The sequence below is a fragment of the Iodidimonas gelatinilytica genome (assembly GCF_008579125.1).
Taxonomy (GTDB): domain Bacteria; phylum Pseudomonadota; class Alphaproteobacteria; order Sphingomonadales; family Rhodothalassiaceae; genus Iodidimonas; species Iodidimonas muriae.
The window spans coordinates 313,735-328,172 of the sequence record NZ_BKCL01000001.1 but is presented as its reverse complement, the minus strand read 5'-3'; the positions used below and the strand labels follow the sequence as shown (position 1 = coordinate 328,172).

Annotated in this window: 12 protein-coding genes, 4 tRNA genes and 1 pseudogene; all 17 read right to left on the bottom strand. The window is 54.0% G+C overall.

All coding sequences use genetic code 11. The features are described from left to right. Nucleotides 1-3: 3 nt before the first annotated feature. A complete protein-coding gene (gene nuoE, locus JCM17844_RS01425; protein WP_149999319.1) occupies nucleotides 4-615 on the bottom strand; it encodes an NADH-quinone oxidoreductase subunit NuoE in 612 nt (203 codons plus the stop codon). 15 nt (nucleotides 616-630) lie between these two features. Further along, nucleotides 631-1,824, bottom strand: a complete 1,194-nt coding sequence (locus JCM17844_RS01420) for an NADH-quinone oxidoreductase subunit D (RefSeq protein ID WP_149999318.1) — start codon at nucleotides 1,822-1,824, stop codon at nucleotides 631-633. Next, nucleotides 1,821-2,447, bottom strand: a complete 627-nt coding sequence (locus JCM17844_RS01415; protein WP_210431129.1) for an NADH-quinone oxidoreductase subunit C — start codon at nucleotides 2,445-2,447, stop codon at nucleotides 1,821-1,823. Before JCM17844_RS01415 ends, JCM17844_RS01420 begins: the two co-directional genes overlap by 4 nt. 46 nt (nucleotides 2,448-2,493) lie before the next feature. Beyond that, the gene (locus JCM17844_RS01410; RefSeq protein ID WP_149999569.1) at nucleotides 2,494-3,045 is read right to left on the bottom strand and encodes a NuoB/complex I 20 kDa subunit family protein; all 552 of its coding nucleotides are present in this window, start codon (nucleotides 3,043-3,045) and stop codon (nucleotides 2,494-2,496) included. Nucleotides 3,046-3,077: 32 nt separating this feature from the next. Next, nucleotides 3,078-3,443: an NADH-quinone oxidoreductase subunit A gene (locus tag JCM17844_RS01405; protein WP_149999317.1), complete on the bottom strand. Its 366-nt coding sequence runs from the start codon at nucleotides 3,441-3,443 to the stop codon at nucleotides 3,078-3,080. Between the two features lie 275 nt (nucleotides 3,444-3,718). Then, nucleotides 3,719-3,795 (bottom strand) — tRNA-Asp (locus JCM17844_RS01400). Between the two features lie 69 nt (nucleotides 3,796-3,864). After that, nucleotides 3,865-3,941 (bottom strand) — tRNA-Asp (locus tag JCM17844_RS01395). Between the two features lie 120 nt (nucleotides 3,942-4,061). Next, entirely contained in the window at nucleotides 4,062-4,580 is a 519-nt protein-coding gene (locus tag JCM17844_RS01390) for a paraquat-inducible protein A (protein WP_149999316.1), read from the bottom strand. Nucleotides 4,581-4,911: 331 nt separating this feature from the next. Beyond that, nucleotides 4,912-5,376, bottom strand: coding sequence for a hypothetical protein (locus JCM17844_RS01385; RefSeq protein ID WP_149999315.1), 465 nt, complete (start codon nucleotides 5,374-5,376; stop codon nucleotides 4,912-4,914). A gap of 230 nt (nucleotides 5,377-5,606) precedes the next feature. Next, nucleotides 5,607-5,682: transfer RNA gene (locus tag JCM17844_RS01380), tRNA-Val, on the bottom strand. A 132-nt stretch (nucleotides 5,683-5,814) separates the two neighbouring features. Then, nucleotides 5,815-6,087, bottom strand: a complete 273-nt coding sequence (gene hbs / locus JCM17844_RS01375) for a non-specific DNA-binding protein Hbs (protein WP_149999314.1) — start codon at nucleotides 6,085-6,087, stop codon at nucleotides 5,815-5,817. A gap of 155 nt (nucleotides 6,088-6,242) precedes the next feature. Further along, nucleotides 6,243-8,648, bottom strand: a pseudogene (lon, locus tag JCM17844_RS17025) (endopeptidase La). A gap of 137 nt (nucleotides 8,649-8,785) precedes the next feature. Then, nucleotides 8,786-10,051: an ATP-dependent Clp protease ATP-binding subunit ClpX gene (gene clpX, locus JCM17844_RS01365; protein WP_149999313.1), complete on the bottom strand. Its 1,266-nt coding sequence runs from the start codon at nucleotides 10,049-10,051 to the stop codon at nucleotides 8,786-8,788. A 193-nt stretch (nucleotides 10,052-10,244) separates the two neighbouring features. Beyond that, entirely contained in the window at nucleotides 10,245-10,868 is a 624-nt protein-coding gene (gene clpP, locus JCM17844_RS01360) for an ATP-dependent Clp endopeptidase proteolytic subunit ClpP (RefSeq protein ID WP_149999312.1), read from the bottom strand. Between the two features lie 139 nt (nucleotides 10,869-11,007). Then, a complete protein-coding gene (gene tig / locus JCM17844_RS01355; protein ID WP_149999311.1) occupies nucleotides 11,008-12,549 on the bottom strand; it encodes a trigger factor in 1,542 nt (513 codons plus the stop codon). A gap of 44 nt (nucleotides 12,550-12,593) precedes the next feature. After that, nucleotides 12,594-12,680 (bottom strand) — tRNA-Leu (locus JCM17844_RS01350). A 200-nt stretch (nucleotides 12,681-12,880) separates the two neighbouring features. Beyond that, complete coding sequence (locus JCM17844_RS01345) at nucleotides 12,881-14,404, bottom strand: NAD(P)H-hydrate dehydratase (protein ID WP_149999310.1); 1,524 nt, start codon at nucleotides 14,402-14,404, stop codon at nucleotides 12,881-12,883. Between the last annotated feature and the right edge of the window lie 34 nt (nucleotides 14,405-14,438).

Below are 14,438 nucleotides of genomic sequence, written 5' to 3'. Positions count from 1 at the left end.
ACGTCACTCCTTTGCCGCATCGGCGGACATCATATCCCGCAAAACGGTCGGACCACCTTCCGGCGCGGAAAACTGACGATCCTTCTGCGGACCGGGCTTCGGCGTTTCACCACGTTTCAAGGCTTCCAAAATGGCCTTGGTGCTTTCATAGGTCAGATCTTCATAAAAATCGTCATTGATCTGCACCATGGGCGCATTGCAGCACGCCCCCAGACATTCCACTTCCGTCAGATGGAACAGCCCGTCTTCGGTGGATTTGCCCTTCTCGAGCCCCATATCGGTGCAGGCACGCATCACCTCGTCGGAGCCACGCAACCAGCACGGCGTGGTGCCGCACAATTGCACATGATGGCGGCCAATGGGCTTCAAATTGTACATGGTGTAAAAGGTTGCGACCTCGATCACCTGAATTTTCGGCAGTGACAGCAACTCGGCAATATGTTCGATGGCCTCCCGGCTCACCCAACCTTCATTTTGCCGTTGCGCCAGATAGAGAAGCGGCATCACCGCAGAGCGTTGCCGCCCTTCGGGATATTTCGCAATAATGGCCTTCACTTCGTCCTGATTTTCATCGGAAAAACGAAACGGACCGCCGCTTTTGGTCACTTCAAGCATATCGATCAAACTCCCTCAGCGATCCACTTCACCGAACACAATGTCGATGGACCCAAGAACCGCCGGCACATCGGCCAGCATGTGGCCTTCAAGCATCATGTCCATGGCTTGCAAATGCACAAATCCCGGCGCGCGGATCTTGCAGCGATAGGGCTTGTTGCCGCCATCGGACACCAGATACACCCCGAATTCGCCCTTCGGCGCCTCTACGGCAGCATAAACCTCGCCCTCGGGCACTTTGTAGCCTTCGGTATATAATTTGAAATGATGGATCAACGCTTCCATGGAGCGCTTCATCTCACCCCGGCGCGGCGGAGCCACTTTCCGGTCTTCCGTCAGCACTTCACCGGCGGGAAGTTCGTTGATGCACTGACGCATGATCTTCAAAGACTGCCGCATTTCTTCGACGCGCAGGATAAAGCGATCATAGCAATCGCCGTTCTTGCCCACAGGGATGTCAAAATCCATCCGGTCATAGACATCATAGGGCTGGGATTTGCGGAGATCCCAGGCAAGACCCGTAGAGCGAAGCATGGGGCCGGACATCCCCCAATCCATCGCCTGCTCCTGTGTCAGAACACCGATATCCACATTGCGTTGCTTGAAGATCGGGTTGTTCACCAACAGGACTTCAATATCCTCGATCACTTTGGGGAAGGTTTCCGTCCACGCCCAAATATCGTCGATCAGGTCTGGCGGCAAATCCTGATGCACGCCGCCGGGACGAAAATATTTCGCATGCATCCGCGATCCGGAGGCCCGCTCATAAAATTCGCACAGGGTTTCGCGCTCTTCAAAGCCCCACAGAATCGGTGTCAGCGCCCCCACATCCATGGCATGGGTTGTCAGATTCAGGATGTGATTCATGATCCGTGTCAGTTCGGCATAGAGCACACGGATATATTGTCCACGCAAAGGCACCTCGATGCCCAACGCCTTTTCAACCGCCAGAGCATAGGCATGCTCCTGGTTCATCGGCGCAGCATAATCCAGACGATCGAAATAACCGATGGCCTGCATATAGGTTTTGTGCTCGATCAGCTTTTCCGTGCCGCGATGCAACAACCCGATATGCGGGTCCGTGCGCTCGACCACTTCCCCGTCCAGTTCCAGAATCAAACGCAAAACACCATGCGCGGCAGGATGTTGCGGGCCGAAATTCAGATGATAGTTCTTGATTCGGCGGTCATGGCTCACTTGGCTGGTCATGCCTTATCTTTCTCCGCTTCGGCCGCTTTCTCGTCGCCAGGAAGGATATATTTGGCGCCTTCCCACGGGCTGAGGAAATCGAAATTCCGGAATTCCTGCGTCAGTTTGACAGGTTCGTACACCACGCGCTTTTGCTCTTCGTCATAGCGCAGCTCGACATAACCACTGAGCGGAAAATCCTTGCGCAGGGGATGGCCCTGAAATCCATAATCCGTAAGGATTCGGCGCAGATCAGGATGGTTTGAAACCATCACCCCATACATGTCCCACAATTCGCGCTCGAACCAGTTGGCAGACGAATAGACCGACACCACCGAAGGCACCGGCGTCTGCTCATCCGCTTCCACCTTCACCCGGATGCGCTGATTCAAATGCATCGACAACAGGTGATAAACCACATCAAAGCGCATGGGGCGCATGGGCCAATCCACACCGCACAGATCCACCAGAATGCGGAATTTGCAATCGGGATCGTCGCGCAAAGCGGTCAAAACCTTGACGATCTGATCGGTTCTGGCGGTTATGGTCAACTCGTTATTGGCCACGGAAAAACCCGTGACTTCATGTTCGAGAATCGCCTCGATATGCTTGCCAAGCTGCTCTAGCGCCGTGACGGTCATCATCCATCTTTTTCCTTGATCTCTCCGGCCTTTTTCCCTTTGCGCCCGCTTAGCGGTGCAAGGTTCCCGTCCGGCGAATTTTCCGTTGAAGCTGCAAAATGCCGTAAAGCAGCGCTTCAGCCGTTGGCGGGCAACCGGGAACATAAATATCCACCGGCACAATGCGATCACAGCCCCGCACAACAGAATAGCTGTAATGATAATAGCCGCCACCATTGGCACAGGAGCCCATGGAAATCACATAACGCGGCTCGGACATTTGATCATACACCTTGCGCATGGCGGGGGCCATCTTGTTGCACAATGTTCCGGCCACGATCATCACATCCGATTGACGCGGGCTGGCGCGTGGAGCCGCCCCAAAGCGTTCCAGATCATAGCGCGGCATGCTGCTATGCATCATCTCAACGGCGCAGCAAGCAAGTCCGAAAGTCATCCACCACAGGCTGCCGGTACGCGCCCAGTTGATCAGATCATCAGCCTTGGCGACCAGAAACCCTTTGTCGGACAATTCCGCCTGCACATCACGGAAAAACGCATCATCATGCGGGGCCAGCACAGAACCGGCTCCCTTGGGAGTTTCCGGGGCAGCTCCGGGCATACCACCCTGAGCCGATGCCTTCATCATGGCGTCTACTCCCATTCCAACGCTCCCTTTTTCCACTCATACACAAAACCGATGGTCAAAACGCCCAGGAAAATCATCATCGACCACCAGCCGAACATTCCCAGATCGCCCAAAGAAACAGCCCATGGGAACAGGAATGCGACTTCCAGATCAAAGATGATGAATAAAATGGCCACCAGATAAAAACGCACATCGAACTGCCCGCGCGAATCTGTAAAAGCCTCGAACCCCGATTCATAGGCGGAGACTTTCTCGCTGTCCGGGTGCTGCTCGGCCAAAAACCAAGCGGCTCCTACAAAAACCACCGAGAACGCGATCGCTACACCAAGGAAGATGAGGATCGGCAGATAATCTAGCAAAAAAGTTTCCACGGAGCGCTCCGTATAGAAGTCCGAAACATCTGGCGGAAACAGGCAGCCCCACCAGAGCCTCAAAAAAACGACAAGCCATATGGCCAAACAATAGACTGCCAGCGCTATAGCAAACCTGCGCCAGCTTTCAAAGCCCGGCGTATGAATAACGGCAAGTTCGTGGCAGAAAAAGCCTCTTTTCCCAAACCGTCAACATGTCGCATGATTGTGAAGCGCCAATCACCTCGCTTCAAACAAAGCAAGGCGCGATATGAAGGGGAAATGACGAGGAAAAGTGGCGGGAGTGACGGGACTTGAACCCGCGGCCTCTGGCGTGACAGGCCAGCGCTCTAACCAACTGAGCTACACCCCCGCAAGAAAGCGGTTGTCGGCATCTTTATTGCACCAAAAGCCATAAAGAGCCACAGTTCCGACGACGATGTGGCGGGAGTGACGGGACTTGAACCCGCGGCCTCTGGCGTGACAGGCCAGCGCTCTAACCAACTGAGCTACACCCCCGTGGTGTGCGTCGAGGCCCGTTGAAATAGGGGGCGAAAGCGAAGCTGTCAACGCAAATATGCCCTTTCTTTCAAAGCAATCGCATAAACAGATTTAGAGCGTGAAAAATTTTCCCGCTTTTCAGGGCTTTTCCGAGGATTCATCAGCCAATCTGGCCCCGGCGATCATGGTCAGGATTACCGCCCCCGCAAAGCAATAAAGGCCGGGCTGTGAAAATGCGGTGCCCAATCCACTGGATTTTACCGAAAAGACAAACAACGCCAGCACCAGCACATCCAGCATCGACCAGCGCCCCAAACGCGCCAAAAGCTGAAGAAGATGGTTCGTGCGGGCCGTGGGTCGCCACCAGATCACTGCCAAAAGGCAAAGCTTGGTAATGGGAAACAGAATCGTAAACACGATCAGAACACCACCCAGCAGAAACTCCCGATCCTGCAAAAGCCCCCAACTCACCCCCAACAAAGACGATTCCGAGGAAAAAAACAGGAATTTTTTCACATAAAGCACCGGCAAGACATATCCGCAGGCGAATAACAGCGCCGCCAGAGCGAGAATTGCCCCCGTTACGCGGCAAGGTGCCGAATCAGAATGTGTAGCAAGTGAAGATGTGTCGTCTGTTTGCCGACCAGTTTGGCGCATATCCCTGCTCTCTCTCCATCACGCCCTGTCTGCCGCCCGCTCCTACCGTCTCTTGATTGCCACAGCCCGCAAAGATCTGCCAGCTTTACCCGATAGCCACTTGATTTCAGCGCGCGGCCTGTTAACACTTATGAAAGAATTGAGTTGGGGAGGAGCACCTGAACAATTCGGTCGGCAAACTGCGCCAGACAAAAGAAACAAGCGCCATATGGCAAAAGACCAAAAAGCGCTTGGCCCTTTATCGTCATAAAATGGCTCTCTGCACCAGATCGAATCAAGGCTGCTCATAAAGCGGAATGTCATCTGACATTCCGCTTTTTTCATGAACGGCTCAGAGCTTTGCCTTGGCCAGCGAAAAGCTCACGATATAAATCACCGCCGAAATCAACAGACCCGACCACAAAAGCCCGGTCATCTTGTCCAATGCCATCGGGATAAGGTCTGGAAGGCTGGCCGCCAAAGCGCAAGACACGCCAGCCAACACCGGCGTCTTGTGCTTCATCAAGCGCAGCACAATAAAGGGCAGAATCAGTTCCAAAGCCCCTGCAACCAGCCACAAGAAACCCCAGCTCTGCTCAAACCACGCGGCGACATATTGCGGCGTTTGCACCATGAAAATCAAAATATCAATGGAATGACGGATGGCCGTCCCCAAAGGCACCTGATTGCCATAGATCAGCCCCAACCAAAAACCGATGCCATTCACCAGGGCAATCATAACCAAAAAGACAAGGGACACAGCCACTATGCTTGCACCCTGCCCTTTGCCGCCCGTCATGTCGCTGTGAGTCGCCATAAACCCCTCCAATATCAGCAATATCATATCATTCTGTGACTATGCTTGGATGATGCGTTTTGTCGCCCAGTGCAAAGCAATCCTACACACAATCTCTGGAGCAGACCGGCGCCCAAAAGGCAAAATGGCCTTGATATCCCAAGGCGTGGCCTGCGGCGAAGACTTCGCGGACAAGGCCCGCCAACGACGCAAGATGCGACGGACAATATAGTGGCTATATTTTGGGAAAATGGTGGGCGGTGACAGTCTCGAACTGCCGACCCTCTCGGTGTAAACGAGATGCTCTACCAACTGAGCTAACCGCCCCACAAGTGATGCCCTGTCTCATAGCGGAGGCTTGCGGCGAAGACAACCGTTTTTGAACGGTCAGATAAAAAAAACGGCCGCTTGTGCAATACAAACGGCCGTTTCCGGATACAAATCCCTATCAGGACCTGATCAGTTCACCGCGTCCTTCAGCTGTTTACCAGCTTTGAACTTGGGTTGTTTGGACGCAGCAATCGCAATCGGTTCACCCGTACGTGGGTTGCGGCCCTGCGACGCAGCGCGATGTGCAACCGAGAAGGTGCCAAATCCGACCAGCCGTACTTCGTCACCCTTGGACAGGGCATCGGAGATGCTGGAGAAAACGGCGTCAACGGCTTTCGTTGCATCCGCTTTCGAAAGATCAGCCGCCTCGGCGACATTCGCGATAAGTTCGTTCTTATTCAAGGTTTACCCCCTCGTGCTGTTGTGAGGTTCCTCCGTGGGTCAGCGAAGGCAGTGTAGTGCGGACTTTTTTAAACTGTCAAAAAGAAAACCGCAGGTTCCTGCGGTTTTCCACAGCTTTCATGAGGATGTCCCGAAAAGAGACAAGGCCCTCATGCTCAATGGGTCACGGTTACCCCCGACGCGACCTCCGCATCATCGCCCGCTATGGGCTTGATTGCGTTCGATTTTTCCTCATCCTCATCGGTCCATTCGATGGGAACAAGGGGACGGGTCAGCGCTTTTCGCAGAACTTCGTCCACATGGGAAACGGGAATGATTTCCAGCCCCCGTTTCACATTATCAGGGATTTCTGCCAAGTCTTTTTCATTTTCGGCAGGAATCAGAACCGTCTTGATACCAGCGCGATGGGCTGCAAGCAGCTTTTCCTTCAGCCCCCCAATAGGCAAAACCCGCCCTCGCAGCGTCACTTCACCGGTCATGGCAATATCGCGCCGCACAGCAATGCCGGTCAGAACCGAAACGATCGACGTGACCATGGCAATGCCCGCAGAAGGCCCATCCTTAGGGGTTGCCCCTTCGGGAACATGCACATGGATATCGATCTTTTCAAAGGCCGTGGGCTTCACCCCATAGGTCACCGCACGGCTATGGACGAAAGACCGGGCGGCCTGAATGGATTCCTGCATCACATCGCCCAACTTGCCGGTGGTGAGCACACGGCCCTTTCCTCGGGTCGTGACGGCTTCAATCGTCAGGATTTCGCCACCCACTTCTGTCCAGGCAAGGCCGGTGGTCAGGCCCACCTGATCCTCCGTTTCCGCTTCGCCATAACGATAGCGGCGCACCCCGGCATAATTGCAAGATTCTGCACCGTCACTTGAACGCGCTTGCGCTTGCCTTCAACGATTTCCTTCACCGCCTTACGCACCAGACGCGCAATCATCCGCTCCAGATTACGCACCCCGGATTCACGGTATAATACCGGATCAGATCGCGCAAAGCCGCATCCGAAATAGACCATTCCGAGCTTTTAAGCCCATGATCTTTAATCTGTTTCTTCAGCAGATGGCGCTTGGCAATTTCGACCTTTTCATCTTCCGTATAGCCCGACAGATGAATAATCTCCATGCGGTCCAGCAAGGGCTGCGGCATGTCCAGAGTGTTGGCCGTGGTCACGAACATCACATCGGACAGATCATAATCCACTTCCAGATAATGATCGTTGAAATGCGAATTCTGCTCGGGGTCGAGAACTTCCAGCAAAGCGGATGCGGGATCGCCCCGGAAATCCTGCCCCATCTTGTCGATCTCATCGAGCAAGAACAACGGATTGGCCGACCCGGCCTTCTTCAGATTCTGCATGATCTTACCGGGCATAGACCCGATATATGTGCGCCGATGTCCTCGGATTTCCGCTTCATCCCGCACACCACCCAAGCTGAAACGAATGAAATTCCGCCCCGTGGCCTTGGCAATGGAGCGCCCCAAAGACGTTTTCCCGACGCCCGGCGGCCCCACAAGGCACAGGATCGGGCCTTTGATCTTGTTGGCGCGTTGCAGCACCGCAAGATATTCGACGATCCGTTCCTTCACCTTTTCCAGACCATAATGGTCTGCATCCAGCACATGTTCAGACCAATGGATATCTTTCTTGACGCGGGTGCGCTTGCCCCACGGCATAGACAGAATCCAATCCAGATAATTGCGCACCACGGTGCTTCCGCCGACATGGGGCTCATGGATTTGAGTTTTTTCAGCTCCGCAATGCATTTCTCGCGGGCTTCCTTGCTCAATTTGGTTTCGGCAATGCGCGCTTCCAGCTCGGCGGTTTCTTCCCGGCTTTCGTCGGTTTCGCCCAGCTCTTTCTGAATCGCCTTCAATTGCTCGTTCAAATAATATTCGCGCTGCGTTTTTTCCATCTGGCGCTTCACGCGGCCACGGATCTTTTTTTCCACCTGCAGCACGCCGATTTCGCCTTCCATGAAGGAAAAAACCTTCTCAAGGCGTTCGGTCACTTTGATGGTGGACAGCAAATCCTGCTTGTCGGAAATTTTCAGAGCCAAATGCGATGCCACTGTATCCGCCAGTTTCGACGGATCGTCGATCTGATTGGCAGACACCAGCACTTCCGGCGCGATTTTCTTATTGAGCTTCACATAAAGCTCGAACTGCGCCAGCACCGAGCGTTGCAGCGCTTGCAATTCTTTATCCGCGCCGGTTTCTTCTTCCACATCCACAATGGATGCTTCAAAAAAATCTTCATTTTCGACAAATTCGGTGATGCGAGCCCGGCCAGACCCTTCGACCAGAACTTTCACCGTGCCATCGGGAAGGCGCAGAAGCTGAAGCACATTCGCCAATGTGCCCATTTCATAAATATCGTCCGCTGTCGGGTCGTCCTCGCCGGCATTCTTCTGGGAGACAAGCAGGATGGGTCGATCATCCTTCATGACTTCCTCAAGCGCACGCACACTTTTTTCACGCCCCACAAACAAAGGGACAATCATGTGCGGAAAGACAACAATGTCTCTCAGCGGCAGGACAGGATAGGTCTTGTCCATGCTATTTCCGATCTTCTTTCAAACACCAAAGGGCGCGGTCCGTAACATGAAAGCGCAATGTGCCCCATGAAATGGACCGCGTGACTTACATCTGAAATGGCATTCTCGCACAACCATTCAAGAGCAAAGAACTCTGATCACGCAGAAGTCCCTGCCTCATCCCGTCGCTCTGCATAGATAAAGAGCGGCTTGGCGGCAGAATCCACCACATCGTCATTAATGACAACTTCCTCCACGCCATCAAGCGACGGTAGATCGAACATGGTTTCCAGCAGAATGTCTTCCATGATCGACCGCAAACCACGCGCCCCGGTTTTGCGGGCAATGGCTCGCCGCGCAACGGCACGTTTTGCTTCATCGGTGAAGGTCAGCGTGACCTCTTCCATCTCGAACAAGCGTTGATATTGCTTGAGCAAAGCGTTTTTCGGAGTCGAGAGAATTTCCACAAGGGCATCTTCATCCAGATCTTCCAATGTCGCAATCACGGGAACGCGACCGACAAATTCCGGAATCAATCCGAATTTCAGAAGATCTTCGGGTTCGGCATGCATCAAAAGCTCACCGACCGAGCGATCTTCGGGCGAGGAGACACTGGCTCCAAAGCCCATGGATTTGCCCTGCATACGCGAAGACACAAGGCGATCAAGGCCCGCAAAAGCCCCACCGCAGATAAACAGGATATTGGTGGTATCGACCTGCAGGAATTCCTGTTGCGGATGCTTGCGTCCCCCTTGCGGCGGAACGCTGGCAACGGTGCCTTCCATGATCTTCAGCAGGGCCTGCTGCACCCCTTCGCCCGACACATCGCGGGTGATGGAAGGATTGTCGGACTTGCGGCTGATCTTGTCCACTTCATCAATATAGACAATGCCACGTTGGGCACGCTCTACATTATAATCAGCGGATTGCAAAAGCTTGAGAATGATATTTTCCACATCCTCGCCCACATAGCCTGCCTCTGTCAGCGTGGTGGCATCGGCCATGGTAAACGGCACATCCAGAATACGAGCCAATGTCTGGGCAAGCAGGGTTTTTCCGCAGCCGGTAGGGCCAATCAGCAAAATGTTCGATTTTGCCAGCTCCACATCGCCGCTTTTTGCTGCATGATTCAACCGCTTATAATGATTGTGCACCGCCACCGACAAAACGCGTTTCGCCTTTGGCTGACCGATCACATAATCATTGAGAACATCGAGAATTTCCTGTGGCGTTGGCACGCCATCACTGGATTTCGCAATTCCCGATTTGCTTTCTTCGCGGATGATGTCCGTACATAGTTCAACGCATTCATCACAGATGAATACCGTCGGCCCCGCAATCAGTTTACGAACTTCATGCTGGCTCTTCCCGCAGAAAGAGCAGTAGAGCGTATTTTTCGAATCTCCGCCGCTCAATTTCGTCATCGGACTTCCCTAAGTCTTCCAATAAGTCTTCATCGTAGAACAGCGCGTGACCATGCAGCAACCGCTTTATCAGGCCAAATTGCAATCCCATCGTCTTAGGCACTCGTCACAAGAGCAGCACCCAACCGACCAATGGCCCTATTCTACGCCTTATAACCTTGCTGCCAGCTTAAAATGACCGTGAATCTGACAATCATTCAGCCTCATCAGGGCGTTTTTCCAAAACCTCATCCACAAGGCCCCAGTCTTTGGATTCTTCCGCGCTCATCCAGCGGTCACGATCCAACGCCTTTTCAATCTCTTCCAAGGGTTGGCCGGTATGTTCGACATAAATATTGTTCAGGCGTTCGCGCAATTTCAGAATTTCGCGGGCCTGAATTTCAATATCCGTTGCCTGACCGCGGAAGCCGCCGGACGGTTGATGCACCATCACCCGCGCATTCGGCAGGCAAAAGCGCATGCCTTTTTCACCAGCAGCCAACAAAAGCGATCCCATGGAAGCCGCTTGCCCGATGCACAGCGTTGCCACTTTCGGGCGGATATATTGCATGGTGTCGTAAATCGCCAAGCCCGAGCTCACCACGCCACCGGGGGAATTGATATAAAAGGAAATATCTTTTTTCGGATTATCGGCTTCAAGATACAGGAGTTGTGCAACGATCAGGCTGGAGATATTGTCTTCCACCTGCCCCGTTAGAAAAATGATTCGCTCTTTCAAAAGGCGCGAATAAATATCGAACGCCCGTTCGCCGCGATTTGTCTGCTCGACCACCATCGGCACGAGCTGACTTGTAAATTGGTCCACGATATCGACCATAGATGCTGCGCTCCCGTTTATTCATACGACCGGTTTTACACTGGCCAGGGTCTTTAAAAAAGCCTTTGGAAGAAAGAAGGCCGCAGCAAGCCAATGCCCTACTGCGGTCTTCTGTCAACAAAAATGACAAGCAATGGGCTCAGCTCTTAGAGTCGTCCTTGCTGGCCGCTTTTTTTGGCGCTGCCTTTTTGGCAGCAGGCTTCTTGGCCGCAGCTTTCTTTGCCGGGGCCTTCTTTTCAGCCGGCTTCTTCTCGGACGCTTTTTTTGCTGCAGGCTTTTTCGCTGCAGTTTTCTTGGTCGCGGCTTTTTTCGCGTCTTTGGCCTGGCTTTCTTCTTCCTCGTCGTCCTCGCGCACGGCTTTGCGCAGGTCTTCAAGGCTTATCTCGGTATCTTTGAGATCAGCCATTTCAAGGATGAAGTCGACAACCTTGTCTTCATAAAGCGGCGCACGAAGCTGGGCCATGGCCTGCTCGTTCTTGGTGTAGAATTCAAACACCTCGCGCTCTTGCCCCGGATAGCGACGGGCTTCATCGGCCACACGGCGCATCAGTTCATCACGGTTGATTTCAACCTTATTGGCCAAACCAAGCTCGGACAATAACAGGCCAAGACGCACACGACGTTCCGCAATATCGCGGTAATCCGCACGATCTTCTTCCGACTCCGGCTCGTCTTTATCAGCCAGCTCTGCTTCGGTGGCATCACCAGACATCACGGCATCGCGTTTGATCTGCTGCCAGATATCACGATATTCCAGATCCACCATCCCCTGCGGCACGGCGAAATCATAGGAATCAGCCAGTTTATCGAGCAATGCGCGCTTCACTTTGGCCCGCGACAGGGTTTTTGCTTCCTGCTCGAGCTGGGTTTTCAGCGCTTCTTTCAACTGGTCGAGGCTTTCAAGACCGAAATTCTTGGCCATATCGTCGTCGATTTTGGCGTCAGCAGGCTTTTTCACCTCTTTCACTTCGACATCGAAGCTGGCGTCTTTCCCGGCAAGTTCTTCACGGCCATAAGGATCAGGGAAGGTCACCTTCACAGTCACCTTGTCACCGGTTTTGGCGCCGACAAGCTGATCTTCAAAGCCCGCAATGAACTGGCCAGACCCAAGCTCAAGCTGGAAATCTTCGCCCTTGCCGCCTTCAAATTCTTCACCGTCCACAGAACCGACAAAATCGATCACAACGGCATCGCCGGTTTTCGCTTTGTAGGTTTTCGCAGCGGTTTCAAAACTTTTGGACTGACCGGCCAATGTTTCGATCGCAGCATCAACATCCGCGTCCGAAGGTGTTGCGATCAAACGCTCAAGGGCTGGTGCCTTGAAGTCTGACGTATCCACATCGGGCAAAATTTCAGTGGACAGGGTAAATTCGAATCCTTTTTCCTCATCAACTTCGCCAACATCCACCTTGGGCTGCAAGGCCGGACGGATTTTCTTTTCGCGGAAAAGCTGATCGGTGCTTTCGCGGACCGATTCTTCCACCGCTTGCCCAAGCGCCGCTTCGCCGTGAATTTTCTTCAACAGCGCGACCGGCGTTTTGCCCGGGCGAAACCCTTTCATCCGCACCTTGTGGCGCAGATCATTCAATATATTTTGAACCCGCTGGTCGAGATCAGCCTTTTCGATGGTGATCTTGTATTCCCGCGTCAGTCCGTCGTTTTTCAATTCGTTGATTTGCATGCGCTCACTCGTGGCCTATGGGATGACCATCTCAAATCTAATAGTGGTGCGGGCGAAGGGACTTGAACCCCCACGTCCTCTCGGACACCAGAACCTAAATCTGGCGCGTCTACCAATTCCGCCACGCCCGCTGATGAAAACCTATCGTTATTAACGATTTTGCTTCCCGGTCGGGGCCGTTTTTCTTCGGCACCGCAAACCGGTACGGCAGATCGGCGTCTCCTTAGCACAGGCTGTTACGGAAAAACCAGTCCGATTGCACAAACTTGGTCATCCTGTGGAAAACAACACGTACCCAAAGCGCTTCACGCGCGTCTTTTATGGCACTTTTTCAGCGAAAAACACTGCTTTTTAAACCTAGCTCCATCTCTTTTGAAATAACAGGCAGGGCCGCGATCAAATCGCCCGCCACCAATCCCCGTCCAGAATTTCGCGCCGCCGCGCCATGACTCCAGACCGCACAGCACGCCGCAGCCATTGCAGGCATCCCTTGCGCCAACAGCCCCGCAACGCACCCCGCAAGCACATCACCGGAGCCGGCGGTGGCAAGATCGGGCGGTGCCGCCGTTTCAATAACCGCGCAACCATCAGGAGCGACAATGACAGTATCCGGCCCCTTGTGAACAAGAATAGCCCCCGCCCGATACGCCGCCGCCCGCGTGATCGCTAATTTTCCGTCTGTCTGATCCGGTGCGGTTTCCTGTGCGCCAAACACCCTTTGGAACTCTCCCCCATGGGGTGTCATCACCACATCGCTTTGGATGGCGGCAAATAAAGCATCAGCCTGCCCTTCAAAACTGGTAAGCGCATCAGCATCCAAAACCACCGGCTTTCTTTGCGCCAAGGCCAGATGCACCTGCCGCCTTAAAGCTTCGCCAACGCCCGCACCCGGCCCCACCGCCAACACTGTGCGCCGGCGATCCGCCATCAAAGCGCCCAGCTCTGAGTCGTTGTCATAAGGGGCAACCATCACTTCGTCCAAAGCCCCTGCCTGAATGGCATAGCCGTCGGATGGGCTGGCAAGGGTGACAACCCCCGCCCCCATGCGCAAGGCGGCCCGCGCTGTCATGCGACTGGCACCAAGGGCCGGAGGACGCCCTCCCAAGACCAAGACCGAACCATGCTGGTATTTATGATTGGACGGAACTTTTCGCGGCCAGTGGCTACGCCACAGATTTGGAGAATTTTCAAAGGCCAAAGGCGCTATGTGATCAAGCACGCATGCCGGAATGCCGATATCATGCACCACCACCCGACCACAGTGATACCGACCGGGAACAAGCACATGCCCGGGCTTCTTGCGAAAAAAAGTAACCGTCAGATCCGCTTGGAACACCGCCTCTTCCGCCTGCCCCGTATCACCGGAAAGGCCCGATGGCACATCCACCGCCAACCGGAAGGCATTGCACCGATTGGCATCCATGACCATCTGCTGCGCCCTGCCCCTTAAAGGCCCGCGCAGACCGGCGCCAAATAACGCATCGATCACCAGATCCACATCGTCCAACAAGGACGGGTCATAAGCAGACGTCATGCCGTCATAGCGTCGTGCCATCGTGAAGGCATCGCCTTTCAGTGCCGAAACATCCCCCTCGAACACCACATGCACATCACATCCGGCTTCGCGCAAATAACGGGCCGCAACCCAGCCATCACCGCCATTATTGCCCGGACCGCACAGCACCAGAACCCGCCTTATGCCGGTGCGCGCCAACGCCAATTGCGCCACGCCCATCCCTGCGGCTTCCATCAGGTCCTCACCGAAATGGCCCATAGACATAGCGGCCCGATCAGCAGCGGCCATCTGGGCGCAGCTTAAAAGAGCCTCATCGCTTCGTGGATTGAAACAAGCCATGCCATATTATCCCTTGATCGCTTCAACCAAGACT

What these genes read in the sequence shown, in the direction of transcription:
- nuoE (WP_149999319.1), bottom strand. Translation starts at nt 615, where the DNA reads ATGCTTGAAGTGACCAAAAGCGGCGGTCCGTTTCGTTTTTCCGATGAA.
- JCM17844_RS01420 (WP_149999318.1), bottom strand. Translation starts at nt 1,824, where the DNA reads ATGACCAGCCAAGTGAGCCATGACCGCCGAATCAAGAACTATCATCTG.
- JCM17844_RS01415 (WP_210431129.1), bottom strand. Translation starts at nt 2,447, where the DNA reads ATGATGACCGTCACGGCGCTAGAGCAGCTTGGCAAGCATATCGAGGCG.
- JCM17844_RS01410 (WP_149999569.1), bottom strand. Translation starts at nt 3,045, where the DNA reads ATGCCCGGAGCTGCCCCGGAAACTCCCAAGGGAGCCGGTTCTGTGCTG.
- JCM17844_RS01390 (WP_149999316.1), bottom strand. Translation starts at nt 4,580, where the DNA reads ATGCGCCAAACTGGTCGGCAAACAGACGACACATCTTCACTTGCTACA.
- JCM17844_RS01385 (WP_149999315.1), bottom strand. Translation starts at nt 5,376, where the DNA reads ATGGCGACTCACAGCGACATGACGGGCGGCAAAGGGCAGGGTGCAAGC.
- clpX (WP_149999313.1), bottom strand. Translation starts at nt 10,051, where the DNA reads ATGACGAAATTGAGCGGCGGAGATTCGAAAAATACGCTCTACTGCTCT.
- clpP (WP_149999312.1), bottom strand. Translation starts at nt 10,868, where the DNA reads ATGGTCGATATCGTGGACCAATTTACAAGTCAGCTCGTGCCGATGGTG.
- tig (WP_149999311.1), bottom strand. Translation starts at nt 12,549, where the DNA reads ATGCAAATCAACGAATTGAAAAACGACGGACTGACGCGGGAATACAAG.
- JCM17844_RS01345 (WP_149999310.1), bottom strand. Translation starts at nt 14,404, where the DNA reads ATGGCTTGTTTCAATCCACGAAGCGATGAGGCTCTTTTAAGCTGCGCC.